The 22,458-nt window shown below is 67.3% G+C and carries 19 protein-coding genes; 4 read left to right on the top strand and 15 right to left on the bottom strand.

The window, feature by feature from the left end; translation table 11 throughout:
* Positions 1-14 precede the first annotated feature (14 nt).
* Genes AC1MFL_RS03805 through AC1MFL_RS03785 form a run of 5 tightly spaced genes read right to left on the bottom strand, consistent with a single transcriptional unit; the run spans position 15 to position 4,797 of the window.
* On the bottom strand, positions 15-1,064 hold the full coding sequence (locus AC1MFL_RS03805; protein ID WP_479813539.1) for a branched-chain amino acid ABC transporter permease: 1,050 nt from the start codon (positions 1,062-1,064) through the stop codon (positions 15-17).
* Entirely contained in the window at positions 1,061-1,927 is an 867-nt protein-coding gene (locus tag AC1MFL_RS03800) for a branched-chain amino acid ABC transporter permease (RefSeq protein WP_479813538.1), read from the bottom strand. Before AC1MFL_RS03800 ends, AC1MFL_RS03805 begins: the two co-directional genes overlap by 4 nt.
* Position 1,928: 1 nt before the next feature.
* Positions 1,929-2,705, bottom strand: a complete 777-nt coding sequence (locus AC1MFL_RS03795; protein ID WP_479813537.1) for an ABC transporter ATP-binding protein — start codon at positions 2,703-2,705, stop codon at positions 1,929-1,931.
* Positions 2,702-3,484 (bottom strand): ABC transporter ATP-binding protein, encoded by a 783-nt coding sequence (locus tag AC1MFL_RS03790; RefSeq protein WP_479813536.1) that lies wholly within the window; start codon positions 3,482-3,484, stop codon positions 2,702-2,704. Before AC1MFL_RS03790 ends, AC1MFL_RS03795 begins: the two co-directional genes overlap by 4 nt.
* On the bottom strand, positions 3,481-4,797 hold the full coding sequence (locus AC1MFL_RS03785; protein ID WP_479813535.1) for an ABC transporter substrate-binding protein: 1,317 nt from the start codon (positions 4,795-4,797) through the stop codon (positions 3,481-3,483). Before AC1MFL_RS03785 ends, AC1MFL_RS03790 begins: the two co-directional genes overlap by 4 nt.
* A gap of 273 nt (positions 4,798-5,070) precedes the next feature.
* Here AC1MFL_RS03785 and AC1MFL_RS03780 point away from each other — a divergent pair, with 273 nt between their 5' ends.
* Complete coding sequence (locus AC1MFL_RS03780) at positions 5,071-6,255, top strand: integrase catalytic domain-containing protein (RefSeq protein WP_479813534.1); 1,185 nt, start codon at positions 5,071-5,073, stop codon at positions 6,253-6,255.
* A 152-nt stretch (positions 6,256-6,407) separates the two neighbouring features.
* Here the strand turns inward: AC1MFL_RS03780 and AC1MFL_RS03775 are convergent, their stop codons facing one another.
* Positions 6,408-6,992: a helix-turn-helix domain-containing protein gene (locus AC1MFL_RS03775; RefSeq protein ID WP_479813533.1), complete on the bottom strand. Its 585-nt coding sequence runs from the start codon at positions 6,990-6,992 to the stop codon at positions 6,408-6,410.
* A gap of 109 nt (positions 6,993-7,101) precedes the next feature.
* Between AC1MFL_RS03775 and AC1MFL_RS03770 the strand changes: the two genes are divergently transcribed.
* Positions 7,102-7,641, top strand: a complete 540-nt coding sequence (locus AC1MFL_RS03770; RefSeq protein WP_479813532.1) for a flavodoxin domain-containing protein — start codon at positions 7,102-7,104, stop codon at positions 7,639-7,641.
* 36 nt (positions 7,642-7,677) lie between these two features.
* Here AC1MFL_RS03770 and AC1MFL_RS03765 read toward each other — a convergent pair whose 3' ends face one another.
* Entirely contained in the window at positions 7,678-8,370 is a 693-nt protein-coding gene (locus tag AC1MFL_RS03765) for a hypothetical protein (protein ID WP_479813531.1), read from the bottom strand.
* A gap of 65 nt (positions 8,371-8,435) precedes the next feature.
* On the bottom strand, positions 8,436-9,074 hold the full coding sequence (locus AC1MFL_RS03760) for a hypothetical protein (RefSeq protein WP_479813530.1): 639 nt from the start codon (positions 9,072-9,074) through the stop codon (positions 8,436-8,438).
* A 1,415-nt stretch (positions 9,075-10,489) separates the two neighbouring features.
* Here AC1MFL_RS03760 and AC1MFL_RS03755 point away from each other — a divergent pair.
* Positions 10,490-10,972 carry a DUF805 domain-containing protein gene (locus AC1MFL_RS03755; protein ID WP_479813529.1) on the top strand — a complete coding sequence of 161 codons (483 nt, stop codon included), beginning with the start codon at positions 10,490-10,492 and terminating at the stop codon, positions 10,970-10,972.
* A gap of 209 nt (positions 10,973-11,181) precedes the next feature.
* On the opposite strand, the gene AC1MFL_RS03750 is transcribed toward AC1MFL_RS03755, so the two are convergent.
* The 4 genes from AC1MFL_RS03750 to AC1MFL_RS03735 all read right to left on the bottom strand — a co-directional run bounded on the left by AC1MFL_RS03750 (position 11,182) and on the right by AC1MFL_RS03735 (position 17,138).
* Positions 11,182-11,745: a hypothetical protein gene (locus AC1MFL_RS03750; protein WP_479813528.1), complete on the bottom strand. Its 564-nt coding sequence runs from the start codon at positions 11,743-11,745 to the stop codon at positions 11,182-11,184.
* Positions 11,746-11,882: 137 nt separating this feature from the next.
* Positions 11,883-13,439 carry an FAD-dependent oxidoreductase gene (locus tag AC1MFL_RS03745; protein WP_479813527.1) on the bottom strand — a complete coding sequence of 519 codons (1,557 nt, stop codon included), beginning with the start codon at positions 13,437-13,439 and terminating at the stop codon, positions 11,883-11,885.
* Positions 13,436-15,685 (bottom strand): molybdopterin oxidoreductase family protein, encoded by a 2,250-nt coding sequence (locus AC1MFL_RS03740; RefSeq protein ID WP_479813526.1) that lies wholly within the window; start codon positions 15,683-15,685, stop codon positions 13,436-13,438. The genes AC1MFL_RS03745 and AC1MFL_RS03740 overlap by 4 nt, the downstream gene beginning before the upstream one ends.
* 1 nt (position 15,686) lies before the next feature.
* Positions 15,687-17,138 (bottom strand): MFS transporter, encoded by a 1,452-nt coding sequence (locus AC1MFL_RS03735; protein ID WP_479813525.1) that lies wholly within the window; start codon positions 17,136-17,138, stop codon positions 15,687-15,689.
* Positions 17,139-17,425: 287 nt separating this feature from the next.
* On the opposite strand from AC1MFL_RS03735, the gene AC1MFL_RS03730 reads away from it, so the two are divergent.
* Positions 17,426-18,838 carry an MFS transporter gene (locus AC1MFL_RS03730; protein ID WP_479813524.1) on the top strand — a complete coding sequence of 471 codons (1,413 nt, stop codon included), beginning with the start codon at positions 17,426-17,428 and terminating at the stop codon, positions 18,836-18,838.
* Positions 18,839-18,927: 89 nt separating this feature from the next.
* Here AC1MFL_RS03730 and AC1MFL_RS03725 read toward each other — a convergent pair whose 3' ends face one another.
* The 3 genes from AC1MFL_RS03725 to AC1MFL_RS03715 form a co-directional block, all read right to left on the bottom strand.
* A complete protein-coding gene (locus AC1MFL_RS03725) occupies positions 18,928-19,659 on the bottom strand; it encodes a glutamine amidotransferase (RefSeq protein ID WP_479813523.1) in 732 nt (243 codons plus the stop codon).
* Positions 19,660-19,726: 67 nt separating this feature from the next.
* Positions 19,727-21,562, bottom strand: coding sequence for an acetyl/propionyl/methylcrotonyl-CoA carboxylase subunit alpha (locus AC1MFL_RS03720; RefSeq protein ID WP_479815289.1), 1,836 nt, complete (start codon positions 21,560-21,562; stop codon positions 19,727-19,729).
* A 157-nt stretch (positions 21,563-21,719) separates the two neighbouring features.
* The gene (locus AC1MFL_RS03715) at positions 21,720-22,397 is read right to left on the bottom strand and encodes a Maf family protein (RefSeq protein ID WP_479813522.1); all 678 of its coding nucleotides are present in this window, start codon (positions 22,395-22,397) and stop codon (positions 21,720-21,722) included.
* Positions 22,398-22,458: the final 61 nt, after the last annotated feature.

Genomic DNA, 22,458 nt, shown 5'->3' with positions numbered 1-22,458 from the left:
ATGGCGGCGGCGCGTTACCGCGGGAGGGCGCGGACCCGTTTGGGCCCACCCACGTTCTCCGTGCGAACGATGTAGCCCACCGGGAAGAGCTGGATCCCGGTGGTCCTGGTGATGGTGCCCCAGAGGCCGCGGGGAAGCCAGATAGCCCCGGCCACGCCGACGATGCCGAGGACGATGAGGTACCAGGATCCATAGCCGGCCAGCAGTTGCTGCAGGAGGAAGAACACGATCGCGCCGACGATAGGGCCCTCGAGGTAGCCGATGCCCCCCACAATGACGATGAAGATCATGTATGCCGACCACTGGACGCTGAAGATGGCGGCCGGCTGGACGCTGAGGGAATCGATGATGAGGATGCCGCCGGCAGCGCCGCAGCCTGCGGCGGAGATCAGATAGACCAGCCGCTTGGACCAGGTCACGTCCACGCCGTTCGCGCGTGCCGCCGTCTCGTCGTCGCGCACCGCAGTCAGTGCCAGTCCGGTCCGTCCGCGCATCAGCAGATAGCACCCGAGTATGGTCACCGCGGCCAGGGCCAGGGCGGCCCAGTAGGTCATGGCGCCGCGGAGAACCGGGTCCATCCGGTTCAGCCCGGGCAAGGATTTTCCGCTGGCTCCGCCGAGGCTGTCGATGCGGATGATGATCAGCCGGTAGGCCTCCGCAATCACCCACGTGCCCACAGCGAAATAGTCGCCGCGCAGCCGGAATGCCAGCCATGACGTCGGGATGGCGAACACCGCGCAGCTCAGGGCAGCCAGCGGGATGGCGAGGAAGGGCTGGACACCGAGGTTGGCAAAGGCGAGCACGGTGTAGGCGCCAACCCCCACATAGGCTTGCTGGCCCACCGACACCATCCCGCCGAAGCCCGCGAGCAGGTTCCACATGCTCGCCATCACCAGCAGTACGAAGAAAGTGACCATGGAACTGGTGGTTCCGGTGTAGGCCACATAGGGGAGGGCGGCGAGGACGAGGACGGCAGCGACCAGGAGGGCGGCGGTGGCCTTGGCTGCCTTTCCGGAGCGGACGACCGAGACATCAAGGAGGGCGGGGCGCTGAATCGTCGTCATACTGCCCTCTGCGGGATCAGGCCCTGAGGGCGGAAGGCGAGCACGGCCAGGAACACGAGGTGCCCGGCAAGGAGGGTGCTGGACGGGTCAACCTGGGCGGCGAAGGCCTGGGTCAGGCCCAGGACGGCGCCGCCCGCCAAAGTGCCCCAGAGCGATCCGAGCCCGCCGATGACCACAGCCTCGAAGGCGAAGAGCAGCTGTGTGGGTCCGGTCGAAGGGTCGAAAGACGATCTGGCCCCGGACATGATGCCGGCTAAGGCGACGGTCCCGAACGCGATGGCCGTGGCGATCGCATAGAGATGCCGGGAGTTGGCGCCGACGAGGGACGCCGTGTCGGCGTCGTCGGAGACCGCGCGCATCATACGGCCGGTCCGGGTCCGGGTCAGGAACAGCTGCACCCCGGAGATGACGGCGATGGCCAGACCCAGCGTGAGCAGCCCCAGATACGACACGGAGAGGGACGCGCCCAGACGGAATGCTCCGGTGTTCAGGGCGCCAAGGTCGATGGTCCGGGTGTCGGCCGAGAAGACCTGGAGCAGCCCGTTCTGGATGATGATGGACAGGCCGAAGGTCACCAGCAGGGTGGAGAGCGGTCCCGCCTTCAGGCTGCGGCTGAACAGGCCACGCTGGGTGGCATAGCCGAACAGGGCGAACAGCGGCAGGGCGATCACGATCACCAGCCACAGCGGCAGGACCGTGGCACCCAGCAGCACCACGACGAGGTAGGCCGCGGCGACGGCCAGGTCCCCGTGGGCGAGGTTGACCATGCGCATTACGCCGAACATGAGGGACAGCCCCGCGGCGAAGAGGGCGTAGAGGCCACCCAGCATTACGCCCTGGACGAGGGTATTGAGAAATTCCATGTCAGTGTCTTTCCCCGCCCGCTCTTTCCCCGCCGGTTCTTTCCCCGCCGGGGGGGCCGCCCGGCCGGCCGCCGGAGGACGCGAGGCCGAAGTACGCCTGTTCGATCTGGGCCGCTGAAAGGTCCCCGGGCTTGCCGGAGAGTACGTCCCGGCCCTCCAACAGGCAATGCACCAGGTCCGCCGCGGCCAGGGCCTGGGACACGTCCTGTTCGACGACGAGCACGGCAGTTCCGCCGGCGACGATATCCGGCAGCAGTGCGTACATCTGCTTGACCACGGCCGGGGCAAGCCCGAGAGACAGCTCGTCGATGAGGAGGACTTTCGGGTTGCCCACCAGGGCACGGCCGATGGCCACGGCCTGCTGCTGCCCGCCGGACAGGGACGCGGCGTTCTGCCTGGCACGCTCCCGCATCCAGGGGAACAGGTCCATCACGGACTCCACGTTCCAGCGGCCCGACGCGGCACGGTAGGTGCCGGTTTCCAGGTTCTCCCGCACGGTCAGCGATTTGAACAGCCGCCGGCCCTCCGGGACCAGGCAGATTCCCGCACGCATGCGGAGGTGTGCCGGAAGCCGGGTCACATCCGTGCCGCTGACAGAGATGCGTCCACGGGAGGCGGCGTGGGATCCGGCGATGGCGCGCATCAGTGTGGATTTGCCGGCGCCGTTGGCACCGATCACCGCCACGGTCTGCCCGGCCTCGACGGACAGGCTGAAATTCCGGACGGCGTGCAGTTGGCCATGGTGGACGTCGAGCCCTTCGACCGCAAGGAGCGTCACGGCCGCCCCCCGGCGTCGTGGTGTGGTTCGCTCTGGCCATCCTGGAACTCGGCCGTCTCCGGGCCGGCCCCGAAGTACAGCTCCAGGACGGCAGGGTTCCGGAGCACCTCCTCGGGGGTTCCGTCGGCGACGAACCTGCCGCCTGCCAGGCACAGCAGCCGGTCCACCGTCCGCACCAGGGCATGGACCACATGCTCGATCCAGACCACGGCCACCCCGCTTTCCCGGACGTCACGGATCAGCGCGACGAGCTCAATCACTTCCGGTTCGGTCAGGCCGCCGGCGACCTCGTCCAGCAGCAGAAGACTGGGGCCGGTGGCCAGTGCGCGCGCCACTTCGAGCCGCTTGCGCTGCAGAAGGGACAGAGCCCCGGCGCGCTGGTTGGCGGTTGCTTCAAGTCCCGAGAGGGCCAGCACGGTGGCGGCCTTGTCGTAGGCCGTCTGGCCGCGCAGTCCGGCGCCCTGGGTCGCGGCGACCAGGGCATTTTCGAACACGGTCATCTTCTCGAACGGCCGCGGGATCTGGTAGGTCCGGCCGATGCCGGCACGGCAGCGTTGCTGCGCCGGCGCACTGGTGATGTCGACGCCGTCGAATGTGACCCTTCCGGTGTCCGGCTTCAGGTCACCGGACACCATGGCGAAGAGACTTGTCTTCCCCGCCCCGTTCGGACCTACGACGCCGACGGCGTCCCCGGCTCCGACGGACAGCGACAGAGCTTCGGCCACGACAACCTGGCCGAAGCGCTTGCCCAGTCCACTAAGTTCAAGCAAGGGACTCACGCGTTAGTCGCCTGGAGATCCCCGCCGACAGGCACATCCTTGTTGGCGGAGTTGTCCACGATCGTAATGTCCCACGGGAACTTGGTGCCCTTGCGCCACTGCCCGCCCACGGGGTGCTGGATGGCGATGCCCGGCTGGGGGCCCTTGGTGAAGTCCAGCGGGCCGCTCATGCCGGTGGTGTTCATTTTCTGCAGCTTGTCCGCGACGTCGTTCTTGTCCTTCGGATCGGAAGCCTTCTTGAATGCCTCGACCGCGATTTCGAAGAGTGAGTAGACGGAGCCGAGGGCCTGCGTCCACTGCTTTCCGGTCTCCTGGGCGAACTTGTCCGCGAGCTGCTGGGCCGTGGTGCCGTCGAGGCTGGACTTGTAGGGGTGGCTGGGGCTCCACCAGATGTCAGTGGCGATGTTGTTGGTCAGCTCTCCCAGGGCTTCGGCCTCGGAGGGGAACAGCATGACCTTGGCCACGGTAGCCAGCTTGGGACGGTAGCCCTGCTGCGCGGCTTGCTTCCAGAAGGTCTGGAAGTCCGGCGGGATGGGGGTGCAGGTGAACAGCTCGGCATTGGCGGCCTTGAACTTGGAAATTTGTGAGCTGAAGTCGGTCGCCCCGTCCTGGTACGCGCCGCCGTCAATCATTGTGTACCCGGCTTTTTCGGCCAGGGGAGTGAGGCCCTTACGGAAGGCGTTGGCATCCGTGTCGTCCGGCCAGAGTGCAGCAACGTTCTTATTGGCGACGCTCATCCGGTCCCACATCGGGACGAAGCAGTCGGCAAATTCCTGCATGCCGAAGAAGAACAGGGTGGTGTATTTGAAGCCTTCGCCGTCCTTGCCTCCGCGGCCATGGAACCAGGCCTCCCACGGGGCGATCGTGGTGATGTTGGGGATGCCCGAGGCCTCGCACTGGTCTGCCACCGGGTTGGTGGTGTCCGGTGTTCCTGAGCCGACGACGATGTCCACCTGGTCCTGCGTGATCAACTCCTTGGTCGCCGAGGTGGCGCGCGTCGAGCTGGACTGGGTGTCCTTGACGATGATCTCAATCTTGCGGTTGGAACCGCCGGCGGTGAAGCCGTTGGAGAGGGCCTGCTGGATCTGCTTGACCACAAAGTTGTCCGCGTTGGCGAAGCTGGCCAGCGGACCGGTCTGCGGACTGACGAAGCCGATCTTCAGGACACCGCCCGCAGAGCTGGCGGAAGAAGAGGAGCCTTTGAGCCCGTCGCAGCCGACGAGGGCGGAGGAACCTCCGATGGCCGCGGCGCTCAGGCCCAGGACCTTTAGCAGCTGACGGCGATCCATACCGCCGACGATGTTTGAGCACATGTCCGTCTCCTTCGACGAAAGCTGAACTTGCCGGCGGGCAGGAAGCCAGGAACCATACCCGGTGTGTTGCTTAAATGAACGATCATTTCATCGGAATGAACATCGTTCTGACCAAGATATTCCCGGGACGACGTTCCGTCAAGGGTCCGCGTTGACTCATAGAAAACCTCCGCGTAGCCGGATACGTTGCCTCAGTTGAAAACCTCCGCGTAGCGGCGTGGTTCACGGCGGTGGCAGCGGATGAGGGTTATGCCCGTTTTCATGGAGCTAACGATGGCCCAGCGCCAGGCTGTGACGAAGAAGAAAGCCCTCGCCTACAAGAGCGTCGATCGTGCAGGGAAGACCCGGATCCTGAACGAGCTGGTCGAGTTGACCGGTTGGCACCGCGACTACGCCCGGACGGCCCTGCGGGAAGCCCTGGTCCTGAAGATCGTGAAGCCCAGACCGGGCAGGACGCCGGTCTACGGTCCGGATCTGCTGCCGCCGCTGATCAAGTGCTGGGCGGTACTGCGCGCCCCTGCCGGCAGGCTGCTGGCACCGATGCTGCCGGTCCTGGTGCCGCTGCTGCGCCGGGACAAGGAGCTCGCGGTCACCGATGACCAGGCCGCACTGCTGATGCGCATGAGCGCCGCAACCATCGACCGCAAGCTCGCCGGCGAACGGGCGAAACTCTTCCCGCGGGGACGCTCACACACCAAGCCCGGCACCCTGCTGAAATCCCAGATCCCGGTCCGGACCTGGGCCGAATGGGACGACGCCGTGCCGGGATTCGTGGAGATCGATCTGGTCGGCCACGAGGGAGGCAACAGCTTCGGGGAGTTCTGCTTCACCCTGACCGTGACCGATATTTCCACCGGATGGACGGTGAACCGGTCCGTGCGGAACAAGGCGGCCAAATGGGTCTTCGAGGCCCTCGAGCACGTCACCGCCGTGTTCCCGTTCCCGATCATCGGAATCGATTCGGACAACGGCTCGGAGTTCATCAACGACCATCTGCTGGCCTACTGCCGTGCGCACCAGATCACCTTCACCCGGTCCCGGCCCGGGAACAAGAACGACGGCGCCCACGTGGAGCAGAAGAACTGGGCCAGGGTCCGTGAACTGGTCGGATACCTGCGCTACGACACCCCCGCGGAGCTGGAGAAACTCAACGAGATCTGGGAACTGGACCGGATCTTCACCAACTACCTGCTGCCCCAGCAAAAACTCATCGAGAAAGAGCGGCACGGCGCGAAAGTGACCAAAAAGCACGACGCACCGGCCACACCCCACCAGCGCGCGGTCCGGCACGAGAAGATGAGCAAGCGCCCAATCATCCGGATGAACGCCGCCTTCAAACAGATCAAACCCGGCGCTCTCTCACGCCAAATCATGGCACTCACCGCCCAGCTGGAAACACTGGCCAGAGCCAAACAACCGGCCACCGTCAAACCCGTCAACACAGCTTGGAACAACTGAAAGTTCCGGAAGTATTGCAATGAGGCAACGAAGCACTCATCCGGAGGTTTTCAGATGAGGCAACGAATCACCCTTCCCGGAGGTATTGCAATGAGGCAACAGGGGGTCCAAAGTCCGGCTGTGGACGGCCGGGCCGGGGCGGGGACTCCGCCTTATTTTTGCTTCGATTGTTCCTTTAAGGACGTGGTCCGGGGGAAAGTGTGGACGATCCACAGTGTGCAGTCGCCGCCGTCGGCCTGCCATCGGTGGGCCTGGTCCGCTGCGTAGGTGACGTAGGTGCCGGCGTGGACCAGGACCTGCTGCCCGATCGGGCCCAGCCAGATGGCGCCGGTCCGGATGAACACATGCTCGCGCGTGCCGACGCCGTGCGAGACGGAGAGCTGCACCTTGCCGTTGTGGAAGGTCTTCGAATGGATTTCCACCATTCCGGAGCCCACCAGCTGCCGCCGCAGGACATGTCCGACGGCGGCCTCATCGGTGATTTCCTCGCCGTCGCCGTCCAGAACGATCTCCACCGAGGGGACCTCGGGGGGCGTCAGAAGCTCGGTGACGGGAACCTCGAACGTCTGGGCAATCGCTTGCAGGGTGTCCAGGTTGGGATTGGTCTGGCCGCGCTCGACTTTGAAGAGAGTGCCCTTGGCGACGCCGGACTTTTCGGCAAGCTGGGAAAGCGAGAGTCCGTGCATGTCGCGCAGCTTGCGGATATTGAACGCCAAAAAGTCCAGGAGCTCAGTCATGGAATCATTGTGCACCACGCGGTGCACCCGCGCGGCGCACGGGCTGTGGGACGGTCACTGGGGACGTTGGGCCCTATCTCGTGCCCACCGGGCGCCGACACACTGGGACATGGCCAAGATCTACATCCCCTACGGGAGTGTTGAAGGACAGACAGCCCAGATCGCGGGGTACATTTCCGAGCTGATCCGGGCCCACGGCCACGAGGCAGAAACGGCGGACCTCAAGCACTCCGGGCACACCCTGCCGCGCGGGTACGACGCCGTGATCGTGGCGGCATCGGTGCACATGGGCAAACACGAGGGCTACGTCACGGACTTTGTCAAGAAGAACCGCGGGGAGCTGGAGCGCCTCCCGTCCGCCCTGATCTCGGTCAGCCTGGCCGCCCACGGGGACGGGGGAAACGCCGAGAGCTACGTCGCGAAGTTCGAGGAGGAGACCGGCTGGCACCCGGCCCATGTCGGGATGTTCGGCGGCGCGCTGCTGTACACCCACTACAACTTCCTCAAACGCCAGCTCATGAAGAGGATCACCAGGGACAAGGGTTCCCCTGGCCTGGATACGTCCCGCGATTATGTGTACACCGAGTGGGACGGCGTCCAGCGGTTCACCGAGGATTTCCTGGCCGGACTGGCTGCCCCGTCGAGTTAGGAACAGGGGCAGTCCAGCTGGGAACAGGCATACGGCTCAGGAGCAGGCGTAGGGCGGAACCGTGTCCCCGGCGCTGAAGGGCGTGAACCAGTGCTCGAAGCCCAGCCTGTCGGCGTCGTCCTCGAGCACGTCGAGGCTGTCCGAGTAGAGGGCCTCACTGTCGGCGTCCTCCAGCAGGACTTCTTCAACCTGTGCCCGCCAGTCCTCCGGGAGGTCGAGTTCGTAGATGTCCTCGGTGATCTCCGCCTGATCGAGCAGGCAGCGGACGGCCAGTTCGGCTGCGAGGGATCCGGGCGCGGTCCAGCCGCGGACCAGGGAGGCGGTGACGTCGGAGGCGACCACGATGAATTTCTGGGTGAATTTCGAGTCGTAGCTGGACGCGAACTGGGGCGGCAGCGAGGACAGCACCGAGGTCCCGGCGATGTCTTTCGGGGTGATGGTCTCCAGCCGGCTCAGGGTTCCCAGATCGCGGAAGAGCTGGTCGATGAGGATGCTCGATGAGTTCCACAACAGCCCTGCCAGGAGGCGCGTCTGGCTCACCGCTTTTTGGCGTTCCTCCGGCGAGACGGCGGCCATTTCCTCCAGGTCTTCCGGATCGAACTGGAGCCGCTGCTCCGGGGTCATGTCATCCGGGTGGGGATCGAGGCCCAGCAGTTCCAGGCCCAGCCCGGTCAGCTTGCCGGCGTCAGCCAGGAGTTCTTCAGTGATGTCGTCGTCGTCGGCGCTCATGGCCCCGATGCTACCCGCCATCCGCTCCCGGCCCGATTCGCGTTACGCACACCTGTGCGGCCGGATCAGGCCGCAGCCGCCCGGATATTCCCCGATGCCGAACTGCCCCGCGCCATCCGGGCGGACACGAGATAGACGATCCCGGCGATCAGGGGGACCACGCTGGCCGCGGTGAGCGACGCGACCGGGCCCGACCTGCCGATGATCGTGATGAGCAGCGGCAGCACACCCAGTGACACCAGCAGCCAGCCGGCCAGGGCGGTCCGCTTCAGGCCGAGCACGGCGGCCGGGAACGCCAGGGCGATGACGCTGACGGCGATCACGGGTCCGTTGTCGCTGATGAAGCTGCGCAGGGCCGCGGGATCGAAGGCGAGCCAGACGCAGGCCGCGATGAAGGCAGACGTGAGGGCGATCAGCAGGGGAGCGGTCGGGGCCGGCCAGAACCAGGCCGCGACGGCAAGGATGAGCATGGGCAGCACCCAGGCGAGGGTCATCAGCAGGCCGGCATTTCCGCCCGGATCCGACATCGCGTAGCCCCCGATGAAGAATCCCCCGAGAACGGTGAACACCGCCATGATGGCCGCCCCGGTCCATTTCAGCGCTGTGGCCCGGCGCAACGGATCCTTCTGTCGTGCGAAGACAATGCCCAGCACGACGGCGACCACAATGATCGCGCCGAGGGCCAGGATGATGGGGACGTTCACGGGGTGCCTCCTGCGGACCTACGGGATCTAGGTTCAGTACACGCCGGAGGCGAGGGCTGGCCAAGGGCAGAAAGACCCGTCTGGCTGATCGACAGTGGTCGCGCTTAAGTCCGGCGTGCCCCGTTCTTGAGGCGCTACGGTCGGCTCAACTGACGGTTAAACTCCTGCTGCCACCGCGCTTTGCTCTGCCTCTCGCTCAACCTTCGGTCCATGGTCCACTTGCTGTCCCATGTGTCGAAGTTGGCCTTGAAGGTGGGCACGTAGTAGATCGACCCCCTCCAGCGGGTTCTTGCCCTGAACTTTCGCAAGAGGCCGAACATGAGCCATGCGACGATCAGAATTACGACCAGGAAGAATATCGTCTCCACGGGCAACCAGTCCTCGAAGGGGTTTAATGCCCCCAGTTTAATCCAACTAGCACCGGATCACGAAGCGTGCCGCTTCCCATCGGCAGTGCCACTGCCCGCATCGCTGTCCGGCGAACAGGAGTTCTGTTCGCCGGGATTAACCAGTGTCTAAGCCCCGGAGAATCAGGGCGCATCTGACCGACCCTGGCCGGACTCGGACTGGCCGCGTGGTCAGGGCGTAAGTCCTCTACCTCCGGGCAAGCCGCAAATGCATAATGTCGCCATGTTTCCTTTCGTGCTAATAGCAATCCTCTTACTGGTCTTGTTGTGGCAGTACATCTTGGCTGGGCTCGGCCTTTGGGTGCTCGTGCTCATTATGCGCGCCATGATCAACTGGGCGGTGGCCTACCCGAAGCCGAGCTACCCCCCGGACGCCCGTCCAGACACGGCCTGTGGCCATGCCTGTCCAGACGCGTCCTCGACCCAAACCCGTCCGGACCCGGCCTGAGCCCAAGCGTGCGCGCGAGATGCCCGCGCCCGAATACCTGCCCAGATGGAATGCGAGCCACCGGCTTGACGCAGCCCGCGAGCATGCCCAGTGGCAGAAGAGGTTCGACAACGCAGCTCAGTAAGACCCGGCCGGGCAGGGGGTCGACAATTTGCCCGCTCACGGATGCGCGGGCAACGTGCTGAAGTCTGCCTCAGCATTACCCGGGCTTCTGGTGATGTGGGCCGCCGCAGGTATTGGGGATTGGCGAGGCGGGCAATTACTACCGTTGATGGATAAACCCCGGTACTATGAAGATCGACTCCTATTGGAGTCGGCATCAATTGGGGGAAACATTGCGCTCCAGCCGAGCCATCTCATCGGCCAACATTCAGCAGGCACAGGCTTCGAAGCTGGACTCGTCCAGGCATCCGCTGCGCCCTGGCCCCTTAACCCCGTAGCCCCGCTGTTCATCGGCGACGACGGCGCGGTCCGGTCCGGCCTGCGCCAGCCTTCACCCCCGGATGACGGTTGCCGACATGGCAGCCCGGCCCATAATTACAAACTTCAAGGAGATCCACATGACCTATGCCCCGCAACAGCAGTACGCCGCCCCTCCCGCCGGAGCCGTCCCGCTCGCGGCACCCCTGTACGGTGCGTCCCTGCCGGACGCCGTTTCGAGGTTCTTCAAGAAGTACGCGACCTTCTCCGGGCGCGCGAGCCGAAGTGAGTACTGGTGGTGGGCGCTTGTCTCCGGCGTGGTATCGATGATCTTGAACTTCAGCATGCTCGCCGCAGGCGTGCCCGGCGCGAAAATGGCCGCCGACGGCACCAGCGTTCCCGGCCCCGGCTACATCATTGTGCTGATCCTGGCAGTCATCTGGTTTGCCGCGGTCATCGTCCCGTCCCTGGCCCTGATGGTCAGGCGGCTCCATGATGCGAACTTCAGCGGCTGGATGGCACTGCTCGGCCTCGTCCCGTTCGCCGGCGGCATCATCCTGATTGTCTTCACCGTGATGGAGTCCAAGCCGGCCGGCCAGCGCTTCGACGCACCCGGCCTGTAGACCGGCGCCAGGACGCGCCCTGATCCGGCACGAACCACCAACCCGAAGGCCCCGCTGTCAGTGACGGCGGGGCCTTCTTTTCTCTCCCGGGACCTTGTCTGCCGCTCGAACGGATCCGCATGTCCCGAACGCAGGGTGGTCATCAGGTGCTATCCCTCTAACCTCATCGGTTCCCCATTCCCGTTCGGATGCTTTGAGCACACTTACTCTCACCGGACCGTGATCTTGATTCCCGCGACCGCCCCGGTCCAGGGCCCGGTGGGGTCGTAGCGGGTCAGGTGGGCGCTGACGTACCCCTTCTGGAGTTGGACGACCTGCGACTGGGCTCCTGAGCAATCGACGTCGAACACGACGTGCTCGGTGCCGCCCTTGGTGTCCTGGGAGAGGGACATCTGGGCTTGGGGGGTGCCCACGCACGCCGTGGTGACCGTGTGGGGACCGGCAGTCATGACGGTTGCCGCTTTGCTGAAGCCCACCCCGGGCCCGTCGGCCGGGCCGGAGTCGGCGAGGAGCACAGACCCCGGGGCCCCCGAAAGGCGCCTTTCGAGTTCGGCGTAGTTGCGGGCTTCCGCGGCCAGGATGTCCGGGCCCTTGGACGGGACGGCAGGCGCGGGCCGGCGGCTTTGCCCGGCCGCCGTCGGCTGCGGATCCCCGCTGCCCTCAGGATCCCCGGTGCCCTCATAGGCACAGGCGGCCACACCGCCGGCCAACACCACGCCAACCATGAGCGCCGCAGCACAGCGGACCGTTCTTGTTCCCCCCGGACCAGACATGGGCCGAGTCTACGGCCCGTCCCCGGAATGGCAAGTCATCTCGACCTGGCGGGCCAGGCGGCGGGCCGTTGCGGGCGGCACGTGAAATTATCGACCGAACCGCGGCCGTTGAATGGACGTTTCACGCCACGCCAATCTCAGGCCACGGCCCCCTGAAAGTGCTTTTCGATGAGCCCCTTGATGTCGTCATGGCAGCCGCCGCATCCTGTCCCGGCGCGGGTGGCGCCGGAGACGTCGGCCACCGTCCCGCAGCCGTCGGTCACCGCAGCAGCAATCCTGGTCCCGCTGACCCCGGCGCACCGGCAGACGGTCCGCTCGGGATCAACCGCCCGGGCTGCGGCCGCCTGGTCCGGTCCGTCGAGGCGCAGCAGCAGGGACCGGTCCGCGGGGAGCTCGGCACCGCGCTCGAAAAGCTGCACCAGCTCGGCCGCGGTGCGGGGCATGCCCACCGCCACCAGGCCCGCAAGCACTCCGGCCCGGGTGGTCATCTTCACGTACCGGCCGTGCTCGGGATCGGCCCACTGCGCGATCTGCAGCCGGGCCCGGCCGTTCACGGACCCGGCAGTCAGGGCTTCCTCATCCCACGGGTCGGCGGAAACATCCCCGGCCACGGCCATGTTCAAGCCGCGGGCCTTGAGCACCACCACACCCGGCAGTTCGGCCGGCAGCGCCGGAAAAGCCTCAGCCTCCGGCGTCCCGGACGCCAGCAGCGTCAGGTACTCGGCGAGCCATTCGGCCTGCCGCCAGCCCGGGCCCACCAGTCCGGACGGGCCGCGTGCGGTGCGGCACTGAAGGCATTCCGGATCGGGGCAGCGGACCTCGGCGCAGTCGCCGATCGCAAAGATGTGCGGCTCGTGGTGCGCCCGGAGCTTGTGGTCCACCAGGATCCCGGCCGCCGTCGACAGGCCGCAGCCTTCGGCGAGCTCGGTCCGCGGCCGGACGCCGCAGGAGAGCACCAGCAGGTCGCCGTCGATCGCGGACGCGTCGTCCAGCAGCAGCGCCGAGAAGCCGCCGTCGGGAGCGTTGTGTTCCACGCCGGTGGAGCGCGCGTTGCCGGCCACCCGCACGCCGCAGGTCCGCAGCGACGCCGCGAGCACGGCGCCGCCGCCGCGGTCGATGTTGCGGCCCAGCGGATGCGGGCCGTTGTGCACCACCGTGACCGTGGCGCCTTCCTCCGCCGCCGCGAGGGCCGTCTCCAGGCCCAGCACGCCGCCGCCCAGCACCACCACTCGCCTGCCGCCGGCCACTGCCGCCTGCAGCACCGAGGCATCGCGCAGGTCCCGCAGCGCGGTGATGCCCGCGGGCAGTACGGGTGCGGCGGGGTCCGGGTTGAGCCCGGTGAGGTTGGGGATCACCGGGCGGGAGCCGGTGGCGAAGACCAGCCGGTCGTAGCCGGGGGTGCTGCCGTCGCTGAGAATCAGCTGCTGCCGGGCGCGGTCCACGCGGCGGACCCGGACGCCCAGCCGGACGTCGACGCCGTCGGCCATCAGGGCGGCGGCGTCGGACAGTGCCAGGGCCGCCGCCGTGGTCCGGCCGACCCCAAGATCCGCCACGAGCACGCGGTTGTACGCGGCCTCTGCCTCCTCGCCGACCACCGTGAGGTGCACGAGTCCGCTGCGGACCGCCGGCAGCAGTTCGTCGACCAGCCGCGCGGCCACCGGCCCGAAGCCCACAACAACAATGCGTTCAGTCATGAGGCACCTTCCTTCTGCAGTTCGTCGGCGCGGAGATTGGCAGCGCCGGGACGGACCCAGACCCGGGTGAACTTGAACTCCGGCATTCCGGAAATCGGGTCCGTGGCCGCCTCCGTGAGACGGTTGGCGCTCTCCAGCTCCGGGAAGTGGAACGGCAGGAACACCGTTTCGGGCCGGATGTCCGTGCTCAGCTCGGCACGGCAGGACACCTCGCCCCGCCCGTTGGAAATGGCGACGACGTCGCCCTCGGCGATGCCCTGCGCGGCGGCCGCCGCAGGGTGGATCTGCAGCCGTGCCTCCGGCTGGGCCCCGGCCAGCGCGGCCACCCGCCGGGTCTGCGCACCGGACTGGTAATGCTCCATCAGCCGCCCGGTAATAAGGGTCATCGCCGTGCCGGCCCGGCCGGCAGCGGCCGCAGCATCGGCGGAAGCCGAGGCAACAGCACGCCGGCGGGGCGTCACCGGAGTGAACACGGCCCGCCCGTCCGCGTGGGCAAAGGAGTCCAGGAAGAGCCGCGGGGTCCCGGCGCTGCCGGCGGGGTAGGGCCAGTAGGCCGCTTCGCCGCGGTCCAGCATGGCGTAGTCGATTCCGGAGTAGTCGGCCAGGCCGCCGGAGGACGCGAGCCGCAGTTCCTCGAAGACGGTCTCCGGGTCCTCGCTGAACATCGCGGGTGCGTCCAGCAGTTCGGCCAGCCGGGTCATGATCCACAGTTCGCTGCGCACCCCGGGCGGGGGAGCGATCGCCCGGCGGCGGCGGAGCACCCGGCCCTCCAGATTGGTCAGGGTGCCTTCCTCCTCGGCCCACTGGGTGACCGGCAGGACCAGGTCCGCCTCCGCGGCGGTCTCGGAGAGGAAGAAGTCGCAGACCACCAGGAAATCCAGGCTCCGCAGGCCGGCGATGACGGCGTTGGCGTCCGGCGCGGACACCGCCACATTGGCGCCGTGCACGAAGAGGCAGCGGACGCCGTCGGGCTGTCCCAAGGACTTCAGGAGCTGCACGGCGGGGAGTCCCGGGCCGGGGATGAGTGATTCCGGCACGCCCCAGACGGCGGCGACGTGGGCACGTGCGCCGGGGTCGGTGATCTTGCGGTAGCCGGGGAGCTGGTCCGCCTTCTGGCCGTGTTCTCGGCCGCCCTGGCCGTTGCCCTGCCCGGTGAGCGTGCCGTAGCCGCTGCGGGCGGATCCGGGCAGGCCCAGCAGCAGCGAGAGGTTGATGGCGGCGGTGGCGGTGTCCGTGCCGTCGACGTGCTGTTCCACGCCGCGGCCGGTGAGGATGTAGCTGCCGCCCTTGCGGGAGCCGTCGGCGAGCCGGCGCGCCGTTTCGCGGATCAGTCCGGCGGGGACGCCGGTGAGGGACTGCACGCGTTCGGGCCAGTGGGAGGCGACGCTGCGGACCAGAGAGTCGTAGCCGGCGGTGCGGGCCGCGATGTAGCCGGCGTCGGCCAGGCCCTCGTGGATCACGACGTGGGAGAGGCCCAGCAGCAGGGCGAGGTCGGTGCCGGGCAGCGGCTGCAGGTGCAGGCCGCCGCCGTCGGAGGTGAACGCCGCGGTGGCGGAGCGGCGGGGGTCCACTACGATCAGTCCGCCGGCGTCGCGGGCGCCCTGCAGGTGCTGCACAAACGGCGGCATGGTCTCGGCGACGTTGGAGCCGAGCATCAGGATGGTGCTGGCGGAATCGAGGTCCGCCAGCGGGAACGGCAGGCCGCGGTCCAGGCCGAAGGCGCGCATCCCGGCAGCCGCGGCGGAGGACATGCAGAACCGGCCGTTGTAGTCGATCCGCGAGGTGCCCAGGGCCAGCCGGGCGAACTTGCCGAGCTGGTAGGCCTTCTCGTTGGTGAGACCGCCGCCGCCGAAGACTCCGACGGCGTCCGCCCCGTACCGGGCGCGGGTGGACGTCACCGCGCTGGTCACCAGCGCCAGGGCCTCCTCCCAGCCGATCGGGCGGTGGACGCCGTCGGCGCCCTTGAGCAGCGGTTCGGTCACGCGGCCCGGGTGGTTCAGCAGCGACGCGGAGGTCCAGCCTTTGCGGCAGAGCCCGCCGCGGTTGGTGGGGAAGTCCCGGCCGGACACGGCGAGGGGCGCGTCCGGGAGGCCGGCGCCGGGGGACAGTGCGGTGCCGGCGGCCGGCTGCCCCGGCACCGGGTCTGACCCCGGCCGCGGAGCCGGGGTCAGAGCCGCTGGGGCGGTGAGCGTCATGGCGCACTGCAGGGCGCAGTAGGGGCAGTGCGTGGCGGCGCCGTTGGTCATGCTAGACGTGTCCCATCGCGTTTCGGTTGGCGTTGCGGATATAGCAGAACCAGCAGACGGCCAGCATCAGGACGTAGGCCGCGACGAAGCCGCAGAACGCCGGGGTATAGGAGCCGCTAGCGGTGTTCGAGGCGTTGAGTACCTGCGGGATGACGAAGCCGCCATAGGCGCCGATGGCCGAGATCAGGCCCAGTGCCGAGGAGGCCAGCCGCTGGGTGGCCACGGTACTGGCGCCCGCCTTTGCAGCCCTGCTGGAGGTGGCGAAGATGATCGGGATCATCCGGTACGTTGCACCGTTGCCGAAGCCGCTGGCGGTGAAGAGCAGCAGGAACAGGCCCAGGAAGAGCCAGAAATTCTTCAGCGGCAGGGTCCAGACCATGGTGAGGGTGATGACGGCCATCGCGCCGAATGCTGCGACGGTCATCCGGGCGCCGCCCATGCGGTCCGCCATGCGTCCGCCGTAGGGGCGGGCCAGCGAGCCGACCAGCGGGCCCAGGAATGCGAGGGACAGGGCCACGGTGCCGACGCCGATGGAGGAGAACGCCGGGAAGTAGTCCTTGATGAGCTTGGGGAACACGCCGGCGAAGCCGATGAACGAGCCGAAGGTGCCGATGTACAGCAGTGCCATGATCCACAGGTGCGGTTCCTTGAGCGCGGCGAGTGAGCCTGCGACGTCGCCCTTGGCGCTGGTGAGGTTGTCCATGTACCTCCACGCGCCGAACGCGGCGAGCAGGATCAACGGGACCCACATGAGCCCGGCGACCGGCAGGTTCACGGTGCCGGCAGCCAGCAGGGTGATCGCAATCGGAACGGCAAGCTGTGCGACGGCGGCGCCAAGGTTTCCGCCGGCGGCGTTCAGGCCCAGCGCCCAGCCCTTTTCACGGGCCGGGTAGAAGAAGGTGATGTTGGCCATCGAGCTGGCGAAGTTGCCGCCGCCGAAGCCCGCCAGCGCCGCCACGAACAGCATGGTGCCGAACGGGGTCTCCGGGTTGGAGACGCACATGGCCAGCCCGGTCGAGGGGATCAGCAGCAGCAGGGCCGAGACGATGGTCCAGTTGCGGCCGCCGAAGCGGGGGACCATAAAGGTGTAGGGGATGCGCAGCGTGGCGCCGACCAGGCTGGGCATCGAGATCAGCCAGAAGATTTCCGAGGTGGTGAAGGTGAAGCCGGCCGCGGGAAGCTGGACGACCACAATCGACCACAGCTGCCAGACCACGAATCCCAGGAACTCCGCGAAGATGGACCAGTTCAGGTTGCGCCTGGCAATGGAGCGGCCCTGGGACTCCCACTGGTCCTTGTTCTCGGCATCCCAGTTGGCGATCCAGCGGCCGGGACGGAACTCCAGGGCGGGGCCGCCGAGGGTGGTGCCAGCGACGGGGGTGCCGGCGTCGAGTCGGGCGGAAAGGCCGGGGGAAACGCCGGCTTCGGCGCTCGCAGTTCGTTCAGCAGTCACGGGGACCTCCTTTGGGGATGTTGTCCTTCCAAAGTAGGGAAGCCGCGTTTCCGGGACCCTCGCCGTTTGTTAACGTGCTGTGACGTTTGCCTATCGGCGCGTTCGTGGCGGCGTGAGGGGTGCAGTGAGGCATAGTGTGATGACCACCACGTGAGACGAATCTCAATGTCCAAATAGTGGAACATTTGTCCACTGACTGGACGTCGGAACTTATTATGTAAGCATACGAATCCTTTTCCGGGCGGTCTCGAACAGCACCGGTCCGGCCTTCATGAAAGCGCTACTACATGTCATCCACTGCCACTTCCGCAGAGCAGGGGTCCGCCAAACAGGTGAACTCGCGCGGCCGCGTCATCGTCGCCAGCCTGATCGGCACCACCGTTGAGTTCTACGACTTCTACGTGTACGCCACCGCCGCTGTGCTCGTCTTCCCGAAGCTCTTCTTCCCCGGCCAGAACGAGACCACGCAGCTGCTGGCCTCCTTCGCTGTGTTCGGCGTCGCGTTCATCGCCCGGCCGCTCGGCTCCGTAGTCTTCGGCCACTTCGGTGACAAGTTCGGCCGCAAGGGCACCCTGGTCGCATCGCTGCTGACCATGGGTATTGCCACTTTCCTGATCGGCTGCCTGCCGACGGCGACCGTTCCCGGCTGGACTTTCTGGGCACCGGCGCTGCTGGTTGTCCTGCGCTTTGCCCAGGGCCTTGCCCTCGGCGGGGAATGGAGCGGCGCGGCGCTGCTGGCCACCGAGAACGCCCCGGCGAACAAGCGAGCCATCTACGGCACGTTCCCGCAGCTGGGTGCGCCGATCGGCTTCATCATCGCCAACGTGATCTTCCTGGTCTTCAGCTACACCCTGACGCCCGAGGCCTTCATGGACTGGGGCTGGCGCGTGCCGTTCCTGCTCAGTGCCGTGATGGTCATCATCGGTCTGTACGTCCGGCTCAAGCTGATCGAGACCCCCGCCTTCACCAAGGTCCTGGAGTCCAACGAGGTCGCCAAGCTGCCGCTGGCCCGGGTCTTCAAGACCAGCTGGCGCCAGCTGATCCTGGGCACGTTCATCATGCTCGCCACCTACGTGCTGTTCTACCTGATGACCACGTTCACGCTGACCTACGGCACCCGCGCCGCCAGCCTGGACGCCGCCAAGGCCGCCGCCGAGAAGGCCGGCAAGCCGATGACCGAGGCCGCCGCCGCCGCATTCGTCCCCGGCCTGGGCTACAGCCGCAACGACTTCCTCTGGATGCTAATTGCCGGCGTCGTGTTCTTCGGCATCTTCACCCTGGTCTCCGGCCCGCTGGCTGAGAAGTACGGCCGCCGCAAGATGCTGATCGCCGTGACCATCGGCATCTTCGCCTTCGGACTGCTCTTCGTCCCGCTGTTCAGCGCCGGCTTCGTCGGCACGATGGCCCTGCTGATCATCGGCTTCTCCCTGATGGGGCTGACTTTCGGTCCGATGGGTGCGCTGCTGCCGGAGCTGTTCCCGACGAACGTCCGGTACACCGGCTCCGCGATCAGCTACAACTTCTCCAGCATTCTCGGTGCGGCCGTGGCCCCGTTCATCGCCGTCTGGCTCTGGGAGATGGCCAAGGGCAGCCCCGTGCTGGTCGGCGTGTACCTCGCCGTCATGTCGGTGCTGACGCTGATCGCACTGTTCCTCAGCAAGGAAACCCGCGACCTGGACTACACCAACAACGTGGCCTGACGCTCCGGCCCAGGTAGTGACGGAAATGCCCGGTGTGTTCGTTGAACACGCCGGGCATTTCCGTGCTGGCTGCCGGCCGGCCGGCAGGGTCAGCGCGCGAACCGCTCCACGAAGTTCCGCAGGATTTTCATCGGTTCGCTGGCTGTGAACCGCCGGGCCTCCACCATCAGCATCTCTGCAGATTCGGCCGGAAAGTATCCGGCATGGCGGTAGATGTCGATCCTGGTGACCAGACCCAGCGCATCGAGCTCCGGGTGGAACTGGGTGGCGTACAGGTTGGTCTTGATCCGGAACATGTGCACGGGGCAGGCTGCGGAGCTGGCCAGGAGCACTGCGTGGGGCGGGAGGAGGGTGCAGGCTTCCTTGTGGCCGCTGAAAGCCGTGAAGCTCTCCGGCATCCCGCGCAGGAGCGGATCCAGCAGTCCCTCCCCGGTCAGCTTGATGGTCACGCCGCCAAGCCCCTCGCCATAGGTCCGGTCGATCACGGCGCCCTGGTGCCGGCCCAGCGTGCCGACCCCGTAGCAGGCGCCGAGGAAGGGGAAGTCAGCAGGCACGATCCGGTCGAGCAGGGCAGCAAGCTCATGCTCCACCCGGAGCTGGACATCGCTTTTCTCGTCAGCGGCGTCGCTGGAGGTGAAGGGGCTGCCGCCCACAATCACGCCGGAGTAGTCGGAGAGGTCCAGCGGGGGCAGCGGAGCGGCCTCCATCCGGATGCGCCTCAGCTGCGAGGGTTCGAGTCTGCCGTAGCGAAGGTAGGCTTCGTATTCGTCCTCGGCGGCGGCGTCCTCGGCCCGGGAGGCAAGGAGCAGGAATGGCTTCACAGACCAAGTCTGCACGGGCGGGACACGCGGACGCCAGAGGCGCGCCTGCGTCCCGCCCTTCGGGCTGCTATTCGGCGGCCGCGTCCTCGATCAGGGCGATGATGGCGCCCGCGGAAACGGTCTCGCCGGCGGCGGCGGACAGGCCAATCACGATTCCGGCGCGGTGCGCGGTGAGCGGCTGCTCCATCTTCATGGCCTCCAGCACCACCACGAGGTCGCCCTCGGCAACGAGGTCGCCCTCGACCACGGCCACCTTCACGATGGTGCCCTGCATAGGCGAGGTCAGGGCGTTGCCGCTGGCTGCCACCACGCCGCCGCCGCCGCTGCGGGAACGCTTCTTGGCCTTGGCCGGCTTGGCGGCTCCCGCTCCGCCTCCGGTGCCCAGCGACGCGGGGAGGACCACCTCCAGGCGCTTGCCGCCGACCTCGACGACGACGCGCTGGCGTTCGCCGGCGTCGGGCGTTTCAGCATCGGTGCCGGTCGGGGTCCAGGCGGGGATGTCGTTGACGAAGGCCGTCTCGATCCAGCGGGTGTGGACCTTGAACGGGCCCTCGGCGGGAGCGAAATCGGGGTTGGTGACGACGGCGAGGTCGAACGGAATGACGGTGGGGATGCCCTCGACCACCATCTCCTGGAGCGCGCGGCGGGCGCGCTGCAGGGCCTGCGGGCGGGTGGCGCCGGTGACGATCAGCTTGGAGAGCATCGAGTCGAAGTTGCCGCTGATGACGTCGCCCTGCTCCACACCGGAGTCGATCCGGACGCCGGGGCCGGTGGGGTTCAACAGCCGGGTGATGGTGCCCGGAGCGGGCATGAAGTTCCGGCCCGGGTCCTCGCCGGTGATGCGGAACTCGATCGAGTGGCCGCGGACTTCGGGGTCCCCATAGCCGAGTTCCTCGCCGCGGGCCAGCCGGAACTGCTCGCGGACGAGGTCGATTCCGGTGACTTCCTCGGAGACGCAGTGCTCCACCTGGAGGCGGGTGTTGACCTCGAGGAAGGAGATGGTGCCGTCCTGGCCGACGAGGAATTCGCAGGTGCCGGCGCCGAGGTAGCCGGCCTCCTTGAGAATGGCCTTGGAGGATTCGTAGAGCCGGCGGTTCTGCTCCTCGGTGAGGAACGGGGCCGGTGCTTCCTCGACGAGCTTCTGGTTGCGGCGCTGCAGTGAGCAGTCGCGGGTGGAGACGACCACCACGTTGCCGTACGCATCAGCAAGGCACTGGGTCTCGACGTGCCGCGGGGCATCCAGGAAGCGCTCGATGAAGCACTCGCCGCGGCCGAAGGCAGCGACGGCCTCGCGCACGGCGGACTCGAACAGTTCGGGGATTTCCTCGCGGGTGCGGGCTACCTTAATGCCGCGTCCGCCGCCGCCGAAGGCTGCCTTGATGGCGACCGGCAGGCCGAACTTGTCCACGAACTCGAGGATTTCCTCTGCGGTCTCCACCGGGTCGGCGGTGCCGGGGACCTGGGGGGCGCCGACTCTTTCGGCGATGTGGCGGGCCTGGACCTTGTCGCCCAGGGCGGAGATCGCGGCGGGGGAGGGCCCGATCCAGGTGATGCCGGCGTCGATCACCTTCGCGGCGAACTCGGCGTTCTCGGCCAGGAAGCCGTAGCCGGGGTGGATGGCGTCGGCGCCGGAGCGGTGGGCCACCTCGATCAGCTTGTCCATCACGAGGTACGACTCGGCGGCGGTGTTGCCGCCCAGGGCGTAGGCCTCGTCGGCGAGCTTGACGTGCAACGCGTCGCGGTCCGGGTCCGCATAGACCGCCACGGAGGCGATGCCTTCATCGCGTGCGGCGCGGATGATGCGCACCGCGATTTCGCCGCGGTTGGCGATCAGCACCTTGCTCAGAGGACGTGTGCCCGGCTGGGTGGCTGCGGCGGTGCCCTCGTGGGCTGAGCGCGGCACGGTATTTGCGGACTGCTCCGAATTTGCTGACAAGGCGTCTCCTTCTTTCCTTCAGGGAGCCTAGCGCGGTTTTGTGGGTTCCGCCGATATTACTTGCGGATTCCGCGCGTAAAGCGCCCAGCCTTTGTAGGGTTGCTACAAAGGTCTGCGAATTAGCTCACTCAGCCCGGAGCAGTGCGGGATCCGCGGCGCCGGTGGTCCACAGTTCGGTGATGCCCACCTGCGCCTGGCCCAGCAGCCCGCGGAGGGTGGAAATGGAAAGCCCGACGACGGCGTGCGGGTCGCCGTCGACCTTGCGGATGAAAGCCCCGCCGTAGCCGTCGATCGTGAAGGAGCCGGCGCACTGCAACGGCTCCCCGGTCGCGATGTAGCTGTCGATTTCCTCGGCGCTCATTTCCATGAAGTGGACCTCGGCGGAGGTGACATGCCCGAGGGTCGCGCCGGAACCTGCCTCCCCGGATTCATCGGAGTCCTCGGTGTCGCGGCAGTCGACGAGCCAGTGGCCGGTGTGCAGCACACCCTTGCTGCCGCTCATCCGCAGCATCCGCTCCCTGGCGACCTCGGCGGTGTACGGCTTGCCGTGCGCCTCGCCGTCGAATTCAAAGACCGAGTCGCAGCCGATCACCAGCGCACCGTCGGCTTCGGGCAGGGAAGCGACGGCCTCGGCCTTGGCCCGGGCCAGGAGCAGGGCGGTGTCGTGCGGGTCGGTCACGCCGTAGCGGGCCTGGACGGCGTCCTCGTCCACATCGGAGACGAGGATCTCGTGCCGGATGCCGGCGTCGGTCAGCAGCTTGGTGCGGGCGGGGGACTGGGAGGCAAGAATGAGGCGGGTCACCGCTCCAGCCTAGTTCACCGCGGCACAGCAACGCGGGGTCACTTCCGGCCCATCCGGCGGC

It is taken from the genome of Arthrobacter sp. BG3 (assembly GCF_056680185.1).
Note: the sequence above shows the minus strand (reverse complement) of the source record. Positions and strands in the feature narration are given on the sequence as shown.